The 17,344-nt window shown below is 68.4% G+C and carries 17 protein-coding genes; 4 read left to right on the top strand and 13 right to left on the bottom strand.

The annotated features are described in order from the left end of the window. Window positions 1-6: 6 nt before the first annotated feature. The 10 genes from uvrC to SPHPHY_RS0103040 all read right to left on the bottom strand — a co-directional run bounded on the left by uvrC (window position 7) and on the right by SPHPHY_RS0103040 (window position 10,434). The gene (uvrC, locus tag SPHPHY_RS0103095; protein ID WP_022685251.1) at window positions 7-1,926 is read right to left on the bottom strand and encodes an excinuclease ABC subunit UvrC; all 1,920 of its coding nucleotides are present in this window, start codon (window positions 1,924-1,926) and stop codon (window positions 7-9) included. 81 nt (window positions 1,927-2,007) lie between these two features. After that, window positions 2,008-3,846, bottom strand: coding sequence for a DUF885 domain-containing protein (locus SPHPHY_RS0103090; protein WP_022685250.1), 1,839 nt, complete (start codon window positions 3,844-3,846; stop codon window positions 2,008-2,010). 112 nt (window positions 3,847-3,958) lie between these two features. After that, window positions 3,959-4,573, bottom strand: coding sequence for an ATP synthase subunit B (locus SPHPHY_RS0103085; protein ID WP_022685249.1), 615 nt, complete (start codon window positions 4,571-4,573; stop codon window positions 3,959-3,961). Continuing rightward, entirely contained in the window at window positions 4,566-5,060 is a 495-nt protein-coding gene (locus SPHPHY_RS19045) for an ATPase (protein ID WP_043130406.1), read from the bottom strand. The genes SPHPHY_RS0103085 and SPHPHY_RS19045 overlap by 8 nt, the downstream gene beginning before the upstream one ends. Before the next feature lie 69 nt (window positions 5,061-5,129). Continuing rightward, complete coding sequence (locus tag SPHPHY_RS0103065) at window positions 5,130-5,360, bottom strand: F0F1 ATP synthase subunit C (protein ID WP_022685247.1); 231 nt, start codon at window positions 5,358-5,360, stop codon at window positions 5,130-5,132. Between the two features lie 42 nt (window positions 5,361-5,402). Continuing rightward, window positions 5,403-6,191 carry a F0F1 ATP synthase subunit A gene (locus SPHPHY_RS0103060; protein WP_022685246.1) on the bottom strand — a complete coding sequence of 263 codons (789 nt, stop codon included), beginning with the start codon at window positions 6,189-6,191 and terminating at the stop codon, window positions 5,403-5,405. 26 nt (window positions 6,192-6,217) lie between these two features. Beyond that, the gene (locus SPHPHY_RS0103055) at window positions 6,218-6,550 is read right to left on the bottom strand and encodes an AtpZ/AtpI family protein (protein ID WP_022685245.1); all 333 of its coding nucleotides are present in this window, start codon (window positions 6,548-6,550) and stop codon (window positions 6,218-6,220) included. A 207-nt stretch (window positions 6,551-6,757) separates the two neighbouring features. Further along, entirely contained in the window at window positions 6,758-7,135 is a 378-nt protein-coding gene (locus SPHPHY_RS0103050) for a YdbL family protein (RefSeq protein WP_022685244.1), read from the bottom strand. Window positions 7,136-7,138: 3 nt separating this feature from the next. Continuing rightward, the gene (locus SPHPHY_RS19040; protein WP_022685243.1) at window positions 7,139-7,327 is read right to left on the bottom strand and encodes a YnbE family lipoprotein; all 189 of its coding nucleotides are present in this window, start codon (window positions 7,325-7,327) and stop codon (window positions 7,139-7,141) included. Window positions 7,328-7,350: 23 nt separating this feature from the next. After that, window positions 7,351-10,434, bottom strand: a complete 3,084-nt coding sequence (locus tag SPHPHY_RS0103040) for an intermembrane phospholipid transport protein YdbH family protein (protein WP_022685242.1) — start codon at window positions 10,432-10,434, stop codon at window positions 7,351-7,353. 109 nt (window positions 10,435-10,543) lie between these two features. Here SPHPHY_RS0103040 and radC point away from each other — a divergent pair, with 109 nt between their 5' ends. After that, window positions 10,544-11,236, top strand: a complete 693-nt coding sequence (gene radC / locus SPHPHY_RS0103035; RefSeq protein ID WP_022685241.1) for a RadC family protein — start codon at window positions 10,544-10,546, stop codon at window positions 11,234-11,236. A 3-nt stretch (window positions 11,237-11,239) separates the two neighbouring features. Here radC and SPHPHY_RS0103030 read toward each other — a convergent pair whose 3' ends face one another. From SPHPHY_RS0103030 to pdxH, 3 genes are read right to left on the bottom strand one after another with little or no spacing between them, the layout of a single operon-like run. Next, entirely contained in the window at window positions 11,240-12,034 is a 795-nt protein-coding gene (locus tag SPHPHY_RS0103030) for a PhzF family phenazine biosynthesis protein (protein WP_022685240.1), read from the bottom strand. 13 nt (window positions 12,035-12,047) lie between these two features. Further along, window positions 12,048-12,995, bottom strand: a complete 948-nt coding sequence (locus SPHPHY_RS0103025; protein ID WP_022685239.1) for a cation diffusion facilitator family transporter — start codon at window positions 12,993-12,995, stop codon at window positions 12,048-12,050. After that, window positions 12,992-13,570, bottom strand: coding sequence for a pyridoxamine 5'-phosphate oxidase (pdxH, locus tag SPHPHY_RS0103020; protein WP_028056426.1), 579 nt, complete (start codon window positions 13,568-13,570; stop codon window positions 12,992-12,994). Before pdxH ends, SPHPHY_RS0103025 begins: the two co-directional genes overlap by 4 nt. Window positions 13,571-13,654: 84 nt before the next feature. Between pdxH and SPHPHY_RS21700 the strand changes: the two genes are divergently transcribed. The 3 genes from SPHPHY_RS21700 (at window position 13,655) to ligD (ending at window position 17,175) form a co-directional block, all read left to right on the top strand. Then, on the top strand, window positions 13,655-13,798 hold the full coding sequence (locus SPHPHY_RS21700; RefSeq protein ID WP_022685237.1) for a hypothetical protein: 144 nt from the start codon (window positions 13,655-13,657) through the stop codon (window positions 13,796-13,798). Window positions 13,799-13,868: 70 nt separating this feature from the next. Then, the gene (locus tag SPHPHY_RS0103010) at window positions 13,869-14,735 is read left to right on the top strand and encodes a Ku protein (protein ID WP_022685236.1); all 867 of its coding nucleotides are present in this window, start codon (window positions 13,869-13,871) and stop codon (window positions 14,733-14,735) included. Continuing rightward, window positions 14,728-17,175: a DNA ligase D gene (ligD, locus tag SPHPHY_RS0103005; RefSeq protein ID WP_022685235.1), complete on the top strand. Its 2,448-nt coding sequence runs from the start codon at window positions 14,728-14,730 to the stop codon at window positions 17,173-17,175. Before SPHPHY_RS0103010 ends, ligD begins: the two co-directional genes overlap by 8 nt. Window positions 17,176-17,344: the final 169 nt, after the last annotated feature.

The following is a 17,344-nucleotide window of genomic DNA, read 5'->3' as shown; positions in this document are numbered from 1 at the left end:
AGTCGCTTACTTGGCATGATAGAAATCATACACTTGCTGCGCCACCGCCGCGCTTACCCCCGGTGCCTTGCGCAGGTCTTCGAGACTGGCGTTGCGCACCGCGCGGCCGGTGCCGAAATGCATCAGCAGCGCCTTCTTGCGCGCCGGACCGATCCCCGGCACCTCGTCCAGCGGGCTGGCGCCGATCGCCTTCGCGCGTTTCGCGCGGTGGGCGCCGATCGCGAAGCGGTGCACCTCGTCCCGCAACCGCTGAAGATAGAACAGCAATGGCGCATTGACCGGCAGCGTCAGCTCGCGCCCGTCCATCAGATGGAATACCTCCCGACCCTCGCGGCCGTGGTGCGGCCCCTTGGCGACACCGACCATGCACACGTCCTCGATCCCGAGATCCTCCAGCACCGCCTTCGCGGCGTTTAGTTGCCCGCGTCCGCCATCGAGCAAGACGAGGTCCGGCCAGGTCGCGCCGTCGCGATCCGGATCCTCCTCCAGCGCACGCGAGAAGCGCCGGGTAAGCACCTCCCGCATCATCGCATAATCGTCGTCGGTCGCCGCATGCTTGATGTTGAACTTGCGATATTGACCCTTTCGGAACCCCTCCGGTCCCGCGACGACCATCGCTCCGAGCGCGTTGGTGCCCTGAATATGGCTGTTATCGTAGACCTCGATCCGATCGGGTGGCTCGCCGAGCTCGAACAGCTCCGCCAGTTCGCGGTGCAGCCGCGCCTGCGTCGTGCTTTCCGCCAGACGCCGCTCCAGCGCCTCCTGCGCATTGCGCGTCGCCTGGTCGAGCAAGCGCCGCCGCACGCCGCGCTGCGGCACCGTCAACTCCACCTTGCGTCCCGCCTGTTCCGACAGCGCCTGCACCAGCACCTCGGCATCGGGCAGCTCGCGGTCGATCAGGATCGTGCGCGCCGGCGGCACCTCCTCGTAGAATTGCATCATGAACTGCGTCATGACCTCATCCTCCGGCACGTCGGCGGTGTGCGCAGGGAAGAAACTGCGGTGCCCCCAATTCTGCCCGCCACGGATGAAGAACGCCTCGATTCCGATCAGCCCCTCGTGACACGCCAAAGCGAAGATGTCCGCGTCGCCGACGCCCTCGGCGTTGATGAACTGCGATCCCTGGATGAAGGTCAATGCCTTCAGCCGGTCGCGCAGGATCGCGGCCAGCTCGAAATCCATGTTGGCGGCGGCCGCCTCCATCTGCGCGCCAAGCTTGGCCTGAACGTCGGTCGCCTTGCCGGCCAGGAACTTCTTCGAATCCGACACCAGCTCGGCATAGCCCTCCGTGTCGATCCGGCCGACGCACGGCGCCGAGCACCGCTTGATCTGGTACAGCAGGCACGGCCGGTCGCGCGTCTTGAAGAAGCCGTCGGTGCAGCTGCGCAGCAGGAAGAGTTTCTGAAGCGCGTTCAGCGTGTTGTTGACGCTCCCCGCGCTGGCGAACGGACCGTAGTAATCGCCCTTGGCGCGCCGGGCACCGCGATGCTTCTGAATGCGGGGGAAGGCATGATCGGCGCGCAACAGGATGAACGGAAACGACTTATCGTCGCGCAGCAGCACGTTGTAGGCCGGGCGGTAGCGCTTGATCAGCTGCGCCTCCAGCAGCAGCGCCTCCGCCTCGTTGTTGGTGGTCACGATCGTCATCGACCGCGTCTGCGCCACCATCCGCTGCAACCGCTTCGAAAGCCGATCGACCTGCACGTAATTGCCGACGCGATTCTTCAGCGCGCGCGCCTTGCCGACGTACAGCACGTCGCCCTTCACATCGTGCATCCGGTAGACGCCCGGCTTGAGCGGCAACGTCTTCAGTACGTTACGGATCGCCGCAACGCCGCCCTCCAGATCGGGCGCGTCGGCACCGCGGATCGCGAAGGTGGCCTGTTCCTCGTTGAAGCGGTCGGGGGGACCGTAGCTGCCTGTCATCCCCCGCGATCTAGGAAGCACGGGCGGCGGGGGCAACGGGGGCGTCACACCTTCGCCGCCCCCGCTCCGTGATGACGGTCCTTACTTACCCCCAGCCTTCACCCAATCGGCGATCTTCTTCTCCAGCACCGGCATCGGCAGCGCGCCGGTATCCAGCACCTGCGCATGGAACTTGCGCGGATCGAACCGCGCGCCCAGCGCCTTCTGCGCGTCGGCCTTCACGCGCGAGATCGTCAGCTGGCCGATCTTGTACGCCAGCGCCTGCCCGGGGATCGCGATATAGCGCTCGACCTCGGCGGTCGCGTCGGTGCGCGACATCGGCGAGTTCGCGAGCATGTACTCGATCGACTGGTCGCGGCTCCAGCCCTTGGCGTGGATGCCCGTGTCCACCACGAGCCGCATGGCGCGCAGCATCTCGTCGTTCAGCCCGCCCATCCGCTGATAGGGATCGGTTTCCATCCCCAGCTGGGGCCAGAGCGTCTCGGAATAAAGCGCCCAGCCCTCGACATAGGCGGTGTTCCCGCCGAAGCGCATGAATGCCGGCAGCGCCTCGTTCTCCTGGGCCAGGCTGATCTGGAAGTGATGTCCCGGCACCGCCTCGTGCAGGTACAACGTCTCCATCTCCCACATGTAGCGCGTGGGCAGATCGTAGGTATTGTAATAGAACACGCCCGGCCGCGACCCATCCGGTGTGCCCGACTGGTAGGAGCCACCGGCGTCGGTTTTTTCCTTGAACGCCGGCACGGGCCGGATTTCAAGTCGCGCCCGCGGGACCAGCGAGAATTGCTCGCGTACCCGGCCGTCGACGCGCCGCCCGATCGCCTCGTAACCCTCGCGCAGCTGCGCGGCCGACGACGGCTGGAAACGCTTGTCGGTGCGCAGGAAGGCGAAGAACGCCGCCAGCGTGCCCTTGAAGCCGACCTTCGTCTTCTGCGCTTCCATCTCGCGGGTGATGCGTGCCACCTCGGACAGACCCAGGGCGTGGACCGCCTCGGCCTTCAGCGGCAGGGTCGTGTTCGACTCGATCAGGTAATCGTAGAGCTTCGCGCCGCCCGACATCGCCGACAGCCCGACGCTGTCACGCGCCACCGGCAGATAGTCGTTCTGGAGGAAGTCGCGCAGCCGCTGCTGCACCGGGTTCAGCACTTCGGAGATCTGCCGCATGTAGGCGACGCGCAGCCGCACCTGCTCGGCCTCGGCGATACCGGCCGGGAACGTCTTGACCGGCCCATAGAACGGCGACTGGTCCGCACCGCCCGCCAGCAGATTGTCGAGCTGACCGATCATATTGCGCACCACCAGCTTCGGCTGGACGATCCCGCTCTTCATGCCCTCCCGAAAGCGAGCGATCGCCGCATCGATCTGCACTGCATATTGCGCGTTGCGCTTCAGGTTGTTCTCGTAATCCGCCACCGACTTGAACGGCGCCGCCCCCTGCCCCGACGCCAGATCGGGGTAGAAGGTGTGGATGCCGTAGAAATGATCGAGCGGCCGCACGATCGACAGCGCGACCAGATCCGGCGCGAATCCGCGCAGGTTCAACTCGGTCTGCTGCCGGAAAACGTCATAGGCGATCCGGTCGACCGGGGTCAGCTTCGCGCGGTCGATCGTCGCGAGCGCCGCCAGATCGCCGCGCGCGGCCTCGCGTTCGGCGGCGATATGCGCGTCGGAAAAGAAATCGCCGAGCTGGTCGGCATAGCGCATGTCACCGCGGAACAGCGCCTGCACCGGGTTGCGGCGAAGGCTGCCCTCGTCGCTGTCATGGAACAGCGCGCGCAGCCGTGCATCGGCGGCGCCTTCGCCGGGGGCCGGGGCGGCTTCGCTGGTGGTAGCGGCGCCCGGCGCCTGCGCCGCGACGGGTATCGCAACCGAGGCGAGCAGGAGGGACGCGAGGGTCGGCAGGTGCGTGGTGGCGCGCATCGGAAGCTTCCTTGCTGGCCGGCAGCAAGGAAGCATATGCCGACGGCCGTGAACGGAGGTCGGTGGGACGGTGGCGAGCGCCCGTCGCGCTCGTCCGTCGAAGCAGTTCAGGTCAGTTGAGGCGGCCGACGCCCGTGATGGCGCGATCGATCAGCGCGCGGTCTGCGTCGGCGCCGTGGCGCTCCGCGATCAGCGCCGCGGCGGCCGCAGTCGCTGCCTCGGCAGTGCGCGCCCGTACCTCGGCGATCGCGCTACGCTCCGCAGCGGCGATCTTGTCCTCCGCCATGCGCGTGCGGCGCTCCATCAGCACTTCGGTGTCGTGCTTGGCCTTGGCGACGATCTCGGCCGCTTCGTGATGCGCATTCTCCCGCATCTTGGCAGCGTCTGCCTCCGCACCGCGCGCGCGTGCCGCATATTCGTCACGCAGCGCCTCGGCCTCCTTGCGGAGCGCCCCGGCCTCGTCGAGCTGGTGACGGATCTCGCCAATGCGCTTGTCGAGCATCGCGCCGATCGCCGCCGGCACCTTCCACACCACCATGCCGATCAACACGACCAGCGCAGCGATGCCGACCCAGCCGGTATCGTTGAAGCCGAGCGCCGTCGGGGCGACATGCGACTCTCCGTCACCGGCACTGGTGCCGTGGTGGATGCCACTGCCGTTGGCCATGTCCTGGCCTTCCAGCGGCTGCGCCTCGATGTCCTGCGCGATGGTCGGGGGATTAGCCATGGTTCAGCTGCCTGCGCACCGCTTCGTTGGCGGCATCGGATGGGATTACGACCCCGGACAGGCGCTGCACGAGCTCCTGCGCCGCTTCCGCCGCGATCGTCTGTACGTTGACCATCGCCGCCGCCTTGGCGTTGCCGATGGCCATGTCATGATGCGCGATGCGTTCCGCCAGATCGGCGTCCGCCGTACGCAGCTGCGCCTCCGCGGCGGCCGTGGCACTGGCCTTCGCCGTGGCGACTTCGGCCTGCGCGGCGGCGCGCGCCGCGTCCATGTCGGCGTTCCACGCCGCCTCGGTCCGATCGGCCTCGACCCGCGCCGCTTCAGCGATGGCGAGATCCTGCGCGATCTGCGATTCGCGCAGCTCCATCACGCCCTGCACTCTGGGCACCATCATCTTGCCGATCCCGAAGTACAGGATGCCGAAGGTGATGAGCAGCCAGAAGAGCTGCGAGGCATAGGTGGCGGCGATCTGACTGATTTGCGGCATGCCGGTCCCTTGGCTGGTCGTCGTCGTCACTGGCCCGGCCCGCCTTCGCGGCGGCGCCGGGCAAGCGGCTTACTGTGCGACGAACACCAGGATGATCATCGTCACGAAGGCGAGCAGGCCCAGAAGCTCCGCACCGGCGAAGCCGATGAACAGGCGGCCCTGCTGGCCGTCGGCGGCACCCGGGTTGCGCAGCGCGCCTTCGAGGAAGGCGGCGAAGACGTTGCCCACGCCCAGCGCGGCAATGCCCATGCCGATCGCAGCGAGCCCGGCGCCGAGCAGCTTGGCGGCGTTTGCGTCCATGGTAATAACTCCCGTCAGAAAATCAGATGGTTGAAGGAAAACTCAGTGCAGGTTGACCGCGTCGTTCAGATAGACGCTGGTCAGCAATGCGAAAACATAGGCCTGGATCGCCGCCACCAGCAGCTCCAGCAGCGTGATGCCGATCATCAGCAGGAAGCTGGGCAGCGAGACGATCGCCATATAGCCCGGCCCGAGATTGATGCCGTTGATCACGAACGCCGCCAACACCTTCAGCAGGATGTGCCCCGCGGTCATCGCGACGAACAGTCGCAGACCCAGCGAGAACGGGCGGACGAGGAAGCTCAGCAACTCGACGACGAAGATCAGCGGAATCATCGGCAGCGGCGTGCCGTGCGGCACGAACAGGCTGAAGAAGTGGAAGCCGTGCTTGCCGAAGCCCACGATCAGTACGATCGAGAAGCTGATGATCGCCAGCACGCCGGTGACGGTCAGGTGGCTGGTGATCGTGAACGGGTGCCAGCCCGGCACGATGCCGACCGGCATCAGACCCAGGATGTTGGCGAACAGGATGAACATGAACAGCGAGAAGACGTAGGGGACGAAGCGCTTTCCCTCCGGCCCGACGTTCGAGACCAGCATGTTCTGGACGAAGCCGGTGAACCCCTCCACCGCCGCCTGCCAGCGCCCGGGCACCAGCTCCCGCTTCATGCCGCCGAGCATGAACAGCCACAGCACGACCAGCGTGATGACCATCCACAACGCCGAATTGGTGAAGGAAAGATCATAGCCGCCCACGATCCAGGGCCGACCGAGCACGGGCTCGATCAGGAACTGGTGCATCGGATCGATCTTGCCGCCTTCTGCCGCCACTGCCGGGTTCCCGCTTCTCACATACGTCAAGCGCCCGGATCGCCCGGGCGCCTGCTCGTCAACCGAATGATCTGCCTGAACGCCACGCCGATCCCGAGGAACAGCATGACGATCAGCCCCCAGGGGGCGGTGCCGAGCCAGCGGTCGAAAAGCCAGCCGATCAGCGCCGATCCGACGAGACTTCCGATCAGGGCAGCGAGGACACGATTACCGAGCGAATACCCTGCATCCGCGTCGTCGTGTACCGTCCCCTGCCGAACCGCTTCGTCCCGGCGCGCCTGTTCCAGTCGTTTATCGAGCTGGGTCAGGCGCGGGTCCTCCGCGTCGTGGAAATCCCGTCCGGAACCGTTCTCCGCCACGCAGCCACCCCCACCCTGGTTTTTTCTCGCCGGGGACACGGATGCGCGCAAGCGGCGAGCAGCCCCGCCAAGGCACGGTCCGGTTAGACGGGGGGTCGGGGGGTGTCAACATCGCATGAACATCGCCCCGCCCGTTATCCCGGCGTGACCGGGGTAGCAGGCGGTGGCGCACCACGGCTTGCCCCCGCGGCGGGGGCCGTCAGGGATCTAAACGCAGCGCGGGTCGCGGGTCGGCGCACCCGCGCCGCGCGTTTCCCAGCCGCCGTCGGGCGTGCGGTACTTCTCGCCGGGCCTGGTCTGCGCGATCAGGTTGCACCCGCTGGTGAAGGCGAGCTGCTCCACGGTCGCGCCCGAGGCCTGCGCCTTCTGCGTATACGCCGCCTTGCGCTGGATGTTGATGTTGCTGACCAGTGCGCGCAGCGACGCCGATCCGGCGCCGACCACACCCAGATAGCCGTCGGGCTGTTCGCCGACCTCGCCGCCGGCGCGCGCCGCGGCATAGGCGGGGTCGCGTTGCGCCAGTGCAGCGCCGGGCATCGCCGCCGCGGCCAGCGCGGCGATCAGGACAAGGCTCTTCGTACGCATGGCTTAGAAAATCCCCGGGTTCTGCTGGATCAGCGACTTCGCATCATTGTCGAGGCGATAAACCACTTCCTGCGTTACGTTGATGTTGAGGTTGATCTGGATCGGCTTGTCGGGGGCGGAGATGTTCACGCATCCCCCCACGCTGCCGGCCAGCATCAACATCGCCATCGGGGCCAAGGTCGTGAGGCGCATCGCGTTCGTCAATCCTGTTGCGGTCATGGCACCTTCTCGCTTGCGGGGGGCTGAACGCCCGTCTTCCGGTTCTGCTCGTCGATTAACGCCTGCAGGTTGCGCTTCACCAGCCGCTGCGGGTCGTAGAAGCTCGCCGCCGAATCGATCAGCCCGCGAAACGGCGCGCGGATCGTGATGTTGAACTGGATCGGCAGGCGCGTCAGGCGCCGCAGCAGGAAATTGCTTTTCGCGCCGGCGCCCTGCTTGATGCCCGTGAAGCGCACCCCGGTCACCATCTCGCCCGCCAGCGGCCCGTCCATCTGCACGTCGAGGCTGCGGTAGGTGAGCGAGCGCAGCGACTGGAAGGCGAGATTGCCCCAGACGCCGAGGTCACGCTCGGTCAGCTCGCCCAGATACGCGATCGACCCGCCGCCGGGCCGCGCGACCAGCCGTCCGCCCGCGATCCGACCGCCGCTGGCGTCGAAGATCATCGGCAGCACGCCGTCGAAGGTGCCGGTGGCGTTCAGGTTCTTGAAGTCGAAACGCTGGAGGAACTGCCCCGCATCCATTCCGTCGACCTGGAACGTCAGCCGCCGCGCCGCGTCCGAATCGAAATCGAGGATCGTCGGGTCGAGCGTCAGCGTGCCCCCGGCCAGCGGCCAGCGGCCCGTCTCCACCTGCACACGCAGCTCCGGCAGGAGCCGATAGACGATCCGCCCGTCGGTGACCGGGATACCCGGATTGATCGAGGCGACCGTCGCCACCTGCGACGGCGCGCTTGTCAGCCCGAGCAGGTCGGTGAAGCGGATCGTGCCCGCCAGCCCCTCCACCGGGCCGAACGCCGCGGCGAGGTCCATCCGATCGGTCGCGAAGGTGCCGGTGCTCGACACGCCCTGCGCATCCCAGCGGATGTCGCCGGCCCCGCGTATCGTCCCTTTCACGTCGGCGATGACGCCGAAGGTCAGCCGCGTGAGCAATTCGGGCTGGAACGCGTCGGTGAAGGTGATCCCCGGCACGTCCAGCCGCGCCGTGCCCGCGCCGCTCGCCAGGCGATGCTCGATCGCCAACCCGGCGACCGCGATGTTCCTGGTCGGCTCGAACAATCGCCCGGTCGTGCGGATCGTGCCCCCCTCAAGCGTCAGCGACACGTCGCGCGCCGCCATCGGCTGGAAGCGCGGCGTCGCGGCGGTGTCGGCGACCTGCAAAGCGCCGTCCAGCGCCAGCCGACCGCTCGCGAATCGCCAGTCGCCCTCACCCGCACTCATCACCAGCGGCACGGTGCCGATCTGCCCGCCCATCCCCGCGAACGTGCCGGCGGCGCCGGCGCCGGACACCCGGCCGCTCAACCGCGCGGCGTCGATCCGCGTCTCGCGTCCCGGCGCACCGATCCGCGTCGCGACCTCGTTCAGCACGAAGCTGCGCCCGCCGAGCGCCAGCGTCCCGCCACCGGCCGCAATCCGCAGCGGCGATCCACCGAGCGTGCCCGTGAGCGCCGTTTCACCGAACCGCGCGCCGCCGCGCACCGTACCGCCCGCCACCTCGACCAACGACCCCGCGGTCGGGCACAGCCGCATCGCGCCGCGCGCCAGTGTCAGGCTCGATACTGCCAGGCGGTCGAACGTCACGGGCGTGCAGTCGCGATTGACGCTCAACCGCCCGCGCCGGTCCCATAACGCCACGAGAGGCACGCGCACCTCGTCGACACGCCCGCCGCTGAACGGTCCGCTCAGCGTCGCGGTCGTCGCGATCCGCGTCGCGCCGCCGCCCCCGGTCGTGAAGTCGACCGGCGTCAGCGCAAGCGCCGCACCGTCGCGCGCGTACCGCCGCATCACCGCCTCGCCATCGATCGGCGCGCCCGGCGCCGGTTGCGACAGTCGGACGACGGCCGCCGGCAACCCGCCACCGCCGAGCGTCATGCGGCCCGCGACCTGTACGCCGGCCGGATGCCCGATCGTGATCGCACCGTCATCGAGCGTCGCGCGGGCGCCGCTGGCGGTCGCGATCGTCCCGCGCTCGATCGTCAGCAACGTCGGATCGCCGGTCGCCACCGCCAGCTCGGCCGTGACGCGCATCGCGCTTGCGGCGCGCGCGACATCCCGCGCAGCGCCGGCGAGCAGCGGCCCGACCGGCGAACCCACCGCCACATCGCCGAGCGCAGCGATCCGTCCTCGCACCGGCGCCGCGAGGGCGACCTGCGCCGCCTGCAATCGCCCGGCGAACGTCGCGTGCCCGCTCGCCACCCGCCATTGTCCCGCCAGTTCCGTCGCACCGGCATGCCCGACATCGGCCTGCGCGCCCGCCAGCGTCAGCATTGCGGTCCCGCTGGTACGATCGGCATCGCCGCGGAACCGGATCGTCCCGCCCAGCCGCTCCAGCCGCGTGCCCGCCGCGGTCACCTGCGCCGCCGCGACGTGCGCGCGCCCGAACCAGCGGTCGAGCGCCGGGGACAATCCGAGGTCGACGTCGGTCGCCACGGTGCGCGCCTGCGCCTGCCCACATGCCAGCGCCGCCGCCCTCACCGGTCCGGCAACGCGCGGTGCGGTGGCGGTGATACGGAGCGCGACATCGGCAGCGAGCCGGTCGATCCGGCACCCGGGCAGGTCGAGCGCGGGCGCCTGCGCAGCGAGCCGGCCGCGGAACCCGTCGTCGAGCCGTCCGCGCCCACTCACCCGCAGGACTGCCGGACCATACGGCGTGGCCAGCGCGATCCGCGCATCGGCGACGTCGAGGTCCAGCGCCGGCAAGGCGAACGGTCCGCCCGACGACCGCGGCAGCAAGCGGTCCAGCGCGCCGAGCGATACCCGCCCGTCCCGCAAGCGCGCGGCGATCCGCACGTGCCCGGCACGCACCGCGATCAGCCTGGCGCCGGACAGCCCGACATCGGTGTGCGTCTCCACGCAGTCGGCGACCAGATCGGGGTGTGCAGGGTCGCCGATCACCACGTCGGTGAGCCGTTGCCGGCCCAACCCGAGGTTCGAGATATGGTAGCGCGCCGCCACGCCGTTACGCGCCAGTTCGCGGTCGATGACGTGGGTCGCGATCGGCACGCGCGACAGCCAAAGCCCGCCTCCGCCGGCCAACGCCAGCACGGAGACGGCCACGGCGATCCGCCGGCGCGCGCCGCTCACGCTGGATAGGTCCGTTGCTGCGCCGGGCGGTTCATGCCGGCGGGGTCATACGGCAGTCGACGTGGCGGGCGCAATTGCACGTCGCCGCGAAGCCACCTACCCCCGACACATGGCCGAAGACGACGAGATGCGCACGCTGGATGCCAGGGGACACCGTGCCCGGTTGCGCGCACGACTGCTCGCCGATCCGGACGGACTGCTCGATCACGAGTTGGTCGAGTATCTGCTCGCGCTCGCGATCCCGCGGCAAGATACCAAGCCGCTCGCCAAGGCGCTGCTGCGCGAGTTCGGCGGGCTGCCGGCGCTGCTCGGCGCCGATCCGTCCGCACTGGCGCGCGTGCCGGGCATGGGGGAGACCAGCGCCGCGGCGATCCGCATCGCGCATGCCGCGGCGATCCGGCTGGTCCGCGCCCGCACCCGCGAGGCCCCGGTCTTGTCGAACTGGCAGGCGCTGGCGGATTACCTTCATGCCGACATGGCGCATGACATGGTCGAACGGTTCCGCGTGCTGCACCTGAATACGCGCAACATGCTGATCCGCGACGAAGTAATGGCGCGCGGGACGATCGACGAAGCGGCGGTGCATGTGCGCGAAGTGATCAAGCGCGCGCTGGAGGTCGGCTCCGCCGCGCTGATTCTGGTCCACAACCATCCGTCGGGCGACCCGTCCCCGAGCCGCGCCGACATCGACATCACGCGCACGATCGCCGCGGCGGGCAAGCCGCTCAACATCGCGGTCCACGACCATCTGATCGTCGGGCTGAACGGACAGGTCAGCCTGCGCGCCAAAGGCCTGATCTGAGCTTCAGGGCAGCAGGAACGTGCCCTCGATCGTGGTGACGCATTCACCGCGCAGCACGACGCGGTCGCCCGCCAGCCGGCAGCCGAGCCGGCCGCCGCGCGCGCTGGCCTGCCAGGCGGAGAAGGCGTCACGTCCAAGCCGCTGCGCCCAATAAGGCACGACCACTGCGTGCGCGCTGCCGGTCACGGGATCCTCCGGAATCGCGAACGCCGGGGTGAACGCGCGGCTGACGATGTCGGTCGTGTCGCCCGGCGCGGTGATGATCACCAGCAACCGCCCCTCTTGCTCCAGCGCGCGCAGGTCTGGCGCGCAGGCGCGCACCGCCGCTTCGTCCTTCAACACCGCCACCGCATAGCCGCCATCGTGCCACAGCGTCGCGACTGAAGTGACGCCCAGTGCCGCGACGATGCCGGGCAGGTCGCGGGGGGTCGGCACGAGCGCCGGCAAGGCCAGTTCATACCCGGCGCCGTCGCGCGCAACCTCCAGTACGCCCGATTGCCGCGTGCGGAACCGCACCCGCGCGCGGTCCGGATCGGACGACAGCACCACATGCCCGCTGGCGAGCGTCGCATGGCCGCATAGCGCAATCTCGTCCGCCGGCGTGAACCAGCGCAATTCATAATCGGCCGCGCCGCTGGCATCCGGCACAAGGAAGGCAGTTTCGGACAGATTGTTCTCCTGCGCGATCGCCAGCAGCACGGCATCGTCGGGCCACACGGCCAGCGGCATCACCGCGGCCGGATTGCCACCGAACGGGCGGTCGGTGAAGGCGTCGACCTGGGTGAACGGAATGCGCATTGCGGACAGGCTCCTACAGCCGCTTGGAGAACCAGTGCGGTGTCACATCGGCCTCGACCAGCGGGTTGTCGGTATCGATATGTCCCTCGGGGTCGAGGTGGATCAGCGTCTCGACGCGCGGGAAGGTGTCGCGCAATGCGCGCTCGACCCGCTCGACGATGTCGTGCGCCGACCGTACCGACAGGTCCGGATCGACCTCCATGTGGAATTGCGCAAAATCGTGGCTGCCGGCGCGACGCGTGCGGAAATCGTGGATGCCGCGGATGCCGGGCTGGCGCGCGGCGACCTCCACGAAGGCGGCGCGCTGCGCCTCGGGCCATTCCTTGTCCATCAGCATGTCGATCGCCTGGCTGGACGCCTGGAACGCCCCCCAGGCCAGCCATGCCGCGATCGCGATGCCGAACACCGGATCCGCGCCGGAGATGCCGACATATTGATCCAGCACCAGCGCCGCGATCACCGCCACGTTCAGCAGCATGTCCGATTGATAATGGACGTTGTCGGCCATGATCGCGACCGATCCGGTCTTGCGGATGATGCTGCGTTGATAGGCGAGCAGCGCAAACGTCGCGACCATCGCTGCGATCGACACGCCGATCCCCAGACCGGCATCCTCGTTGGCGACCGGATCGGAGAAGCGCCGGATCGCCTGGACAGCGATCCCGATCGCGGACGCGGTGATCAGCACGACCTGGAACAACGCCGCCAGCGCCTCCGCCTTGCCATGGCCGAAGCGGTGATCGTGGTCGGCGGGCTCGGCGGCCAGCTTCACGCCGTACAGGGTCACGAGGCTGGCGAGCAGGTCGAGCCCGGTGTCCGCAAGGCTGCCCAGCATCGCGACCGATCCGGTATGCCACGCGGCATAGCCCTTCACGATCAGCAGCGTGCACGCCATCGCCACGCTGGCGAGCGCGGCGCGCATCGCCAACGGGACGACACGGCGACGTTCGTCGCGGGTCATGGGAACAGCAATCCTTCGCTCCACCCGCCGCCGGCTCGCGTGAACACGCGGCGCTCGTGCAGGCGATGGGCGCGGTCGTGCCAGAATTCGAACATGTCGGGCGTGACACGATAGCCGCCCCAATTGGGCGGGCGCGGCACATCCTGCCCGTCGAAGCGCGCCTTCATTTCCTCGAAGCGCGCCTCGAACGTGGCACGGCCGTCGAGCGGTTGCGATTGCTCCGACGCCCAGGCACCAAGCTGCGAGTCGCGCCCGCGCGTCGCGAAATAGGCGTCGCTCTCCGCATCGCTGGCGTGGGTGACAGCGCCTTCGATCCGCACCTGACGGCGCAGCGACTTCCAGTGGAAGAGCAGCCCCGCCTGCGCGTTCGCCGCCAGATCGCCGGCCTTGCGGCTGCCGCGATTGGTGTAGAACACGAAGCCCCCGGCGCCGTGCCCCTTCAGCAGCACCATCCGCACCGACGGACGACCGCGCGCGTCGGCGGTGGCGAGCGCCATGGCATTCGGGTCGTTCGGCTCGCTGTCACGCGCCTCGGCGAACCAGCGGTCGAACAGGGTGAAGGGATCGTCGGACATATTCGTGTCCTTACCTACCTTGCGCAAAAAGGTCATCAGCGTCGTAGCTCGCGGCCTGCCGATCATCGCCGGAACAGGTGCAGCATGGCCAGCCCCGTAAAAGCCGGTGACTGGCCGGGCTGTGTCGACGAGCTGGTAGGGGAAGGCGCCGTCCGCGACGTCCGGCGGGAGCGGGCCGACGTCCTGGCGATCGCCCAGGCCGTGAAGGATTCGCGGGCGCTATCCTGACGCACATCAACCCCCGGAACCCCTGCCCGGCCCAGCGATTGAATCGGCAACGCAATGAAGGGCTGATTCGATGGCGGCACGCGCATATTGGCAGGGACAGATCCGGCTGGCGCTGGTGTCGATCCCGGTCGAGATCTATTCCGCCACGAAGTCCGGCGCGCAGGTGGCTTTCCACCAGATCCACGAACCCAGCGGGCAGCGCATCAAGTACGAGAAGGTCGCGCCCGGCGTCGGCCCGGTCGACACCGACGAAATCATGAAGGGTTTCGAGATCGAGAAGGGCGAATACGTCCTGCTCGAACAGGACGAGATCGATGCGGTGAAACTCGAATCGAAGAAGACGCTGGAGCTGACGCAATTCGTCGACGCGCACGAGATCGACGTCCTTTATTACGAGAAACCGTATTTCGTCGTCCCGGCCGACGACCTCGCCGAGGAGGCGTTCATCGTGCTGCGCGAGGCGCTCCGGCGGACGAAGAAGGTTGGGCTCGGGCAACTCGCCATGCGGGGGCGCGAATATGTGGTGAGCCTGAAGCCGTGCGGACGCGGCATGGTCCTCGAGACGCTGCGCTACGCCGACGAGGTGCACCGCGCGCAGGGCTATTTTCGCGACATTCCCGACGACAAGCCCGACGCGGACCTGCTCGATCTCGCCGAGGCGCTGATCGAGAAGAAGGCCGCCGCCTTCGATCCGTCCGAATTCCACGATCGCTATGTCGATGCGCTCAAGGGCCTGATCGAGCGCAAGCGCAAGGCCAAGGGGCGCAAGATCATCGAGGACAAGGGCGGCGACGACGCCCGTTCGGGCTCCAACGTCGTCGACCTGATGGCGGCGCTGAAGAAGTCGATGGAGAAACCGGGCGCCGCGGCGGCGGAGAAGAAGCCCGCCGCCAAGAAGGCCCCGGCCAAGCGCGCACCGGCGAAGAAACGTGCCTGAGCGCGATCCGCTCGAGCGCTACAACGCCAAGCGGGATTTCTCGCGCACCGCCGAGCCGGCGGGAACGCTGGCGGCCGGGCACGGCAACAGCTTCATGGTCCAGAAGCACGATGCGACGCGCTTGCACTGGGACTTCCGGCTGGAGCTGGACGGCGTCCTCAAGAGCTGGGCGGTGACGCGCGGCCCCAGCCTGGACCCGAACGAAAAGCGGCTGGCGGTGCGCACCGAGGATCATCCGCTCTCCTACGCCAGCTTCGAGGGGACAATTCCGGCGGGCGAGTACGGCGGCGGAACGGTGATGCTGTGGGATCGCGGCACCTGGTCGCCGATCAAAGGCAAGAGCGCCGCCGACCTCGACAAGGGCCACCTCCATTTCGTCCTCGACGGGGAGCGGATGAGGGGCGAGTGGCTGCTGATCCGGCTACGTCCGCGCGGCAAGGAGAAGCGCGAAAACTGGCTGCTCCGCAAGATCGAGGATGCCGAGGCGGGCGGGACCGACACGCTGGTCGAAACCGCGCTCACCAGCGTCGCGACCGGCCGCACGATGCAGGAAATCGCCGAAGGGACGAAACCCAAGGCAGCGCCGCGCAAGCCCGCCGCCAAGAGCGCGAAGAAGAAGGCCGGCGCAGCCGCCCTACCGCCAGCCTTCGAAGCTCCGCAGCTCTGCACCCTGGTCGATCACGTGCCCGCCGGCGCGGAGTGGATCCACGAGGTGAAATACGACGGTTATCGCGCGCTGGTGGCGATCGGCGGTGGCGCCGCAAAGGTCTACACCCGCAGCGGGCTGGACTGGACCGACAAGTTCCCCGGCATCGCCGAAGCCGCTGCCGCGCTATCCGTCGATAGCGCGCTGATCGACGGAGAAGTGGTCGCGTTCAAGGACGGGCGTCCCGACTTCTCGACGCTCAAGGACGCGATTGGCGCGGGTGGAGCGATGACGCTGTTCGCGTTCGACCTGCTGGAATGCGATGGCGCCGATTTGCGTGCGCTCCCCAACGTCACGCGCAAGGAGCGGCTGCGCGCGCTGGTCGGCGCGGGCGAGGAACGGCTGCGGTTCGCCGAGCATGTCGTCGGCGCGGGCGAACAACTGTTCGAGACGATGTGCCGCGAAGGTTATGAAGGCGTCGTCTCGAAGCGCGCCGACGCCCCCTATCGCGGGCGTCGCACCTCGGCATGGCTGAAGGCCAAGTGCATCAGGCGACAGGAATTCGTGATCGTCGGCTGGCTACCCTCGACCAAGTCGCGCGGCTTCCGCTCGCTGCTGCTGGGTGTCCATGAGGGTGACGCGTTGCGCTACGCAGGCAAGGTCGGCACCGGGTTCGACGCCGCCACGATGGACAACCTGCGCACGCAGCTCGACAGGCTGGCGCGCAAGACCGCCACCGTCGACGCCCCGCGCGCGGCGGTAAAGGGGGCGCAGTGGGTGAAGCCGACGCTGGTCGCGGAGGTCGCCTTCGCCGAGACGACCCCCGACGGCGTGCTCCGCCATTCCAGCTTCATCGGCCTGCGCGGCGACAAGCCCGCGGCGGAGGTGGTCGCCGAGCGGCCGGCCCCTGCCCCCGCCCCGACCGCAGCGAAAAGCGCGATCAAGGTGTCGAGCCGCGACCGCGTGATCTTCCCCGAGAGCAAGGTGACCAAGGGCGACCTCGCCGACTATTACGCGCAGGTCGCGGGCGTGATGCTGCCGTGGGCGGGACACCGCCCGGTCAGCCTGGTGCGTTGCCCGCAGGGCCGCGCGCGGCAATGTTTCTTCCAGAAGCACGACGCGGGATCGTTCGGCGAGGCCGTGCACCAAGTGCCGATCCGCGAAAAGGACGGCAGCACCGAAGACTATCTGTTCGTCGACGACGCCGACGGGCTGGTCGCCTGCGTCCAGATGGGTACGATCGAGTTCCACGGCTGGGGATCGCGCGTCGATGCGCTCGAACGCCCCGATCGCATGGTCTTCGACCTCGACCCCGACGAGGACCTCGGATTCGAGGAGACGAAACGCGCGGCGGCGCACCTGAAAGAGCAACTCGCCGAGCTCGGGCTGGTCAGCTTCCCGCTCCTGTCCGGCGGCAAGGGCGTCCACGTCGTCGTGCCGCTGACGCCGCAGGCGGAATGGCCGGCGGTGCGGGATTTCGCCGAACGCTTCGCGCGCGCACTGGCGCAGGCCGAGCCTGAACGGTTCGTGGCGGTGATGAGCAAGGCCAAGCGCAAGGGACGGATTTTCATCGACTATCTTCGCAATCAACGCGGCGCGACCGCGATCATGCCCTATGCCGCCCGCGCCCGAGCCGGTGCGCCGGTTGCGGCCCCGGTATCCTGGACAGAGCTGCGTGATCTCGACACGGCCGCGCATTGGCACGTCGGGGATGCTGCGGACCTGATCACACGCGCCAACGGGCGGACGCTGGCGGGCTGGGGCGTTGCGGCACAAGTTTTGCCGGACTTCTAGACACTTGCGCCGATCAACTGCGGAATAAGCGTGCGCCGCCCATAATTACGTTTTCTTGTCCCCGGCGCTCCACTAGGGTCCGCGACGGTTCGCTGAAGGAGGAACCGCTGGCCACACAGCCTGTCCATGACACCGGGACGCATGCCCGCCGCCGGTACGACGGCTATGG

The organism is Sphingomonas phyllosphaerae 5.2 (genome assembly GCF_000419605.1).
Classification (GTDB): Bacteria; Pseudomonadota; Alphaproteobacteria; order Sphingomonadales; family Sphingomonadaceae; genus Sphingomonas; species Sphingomonas phyllosphaerae_B.
This window is presented reverse-complemented; position numbering and strand designations above follow the sequence as displayed.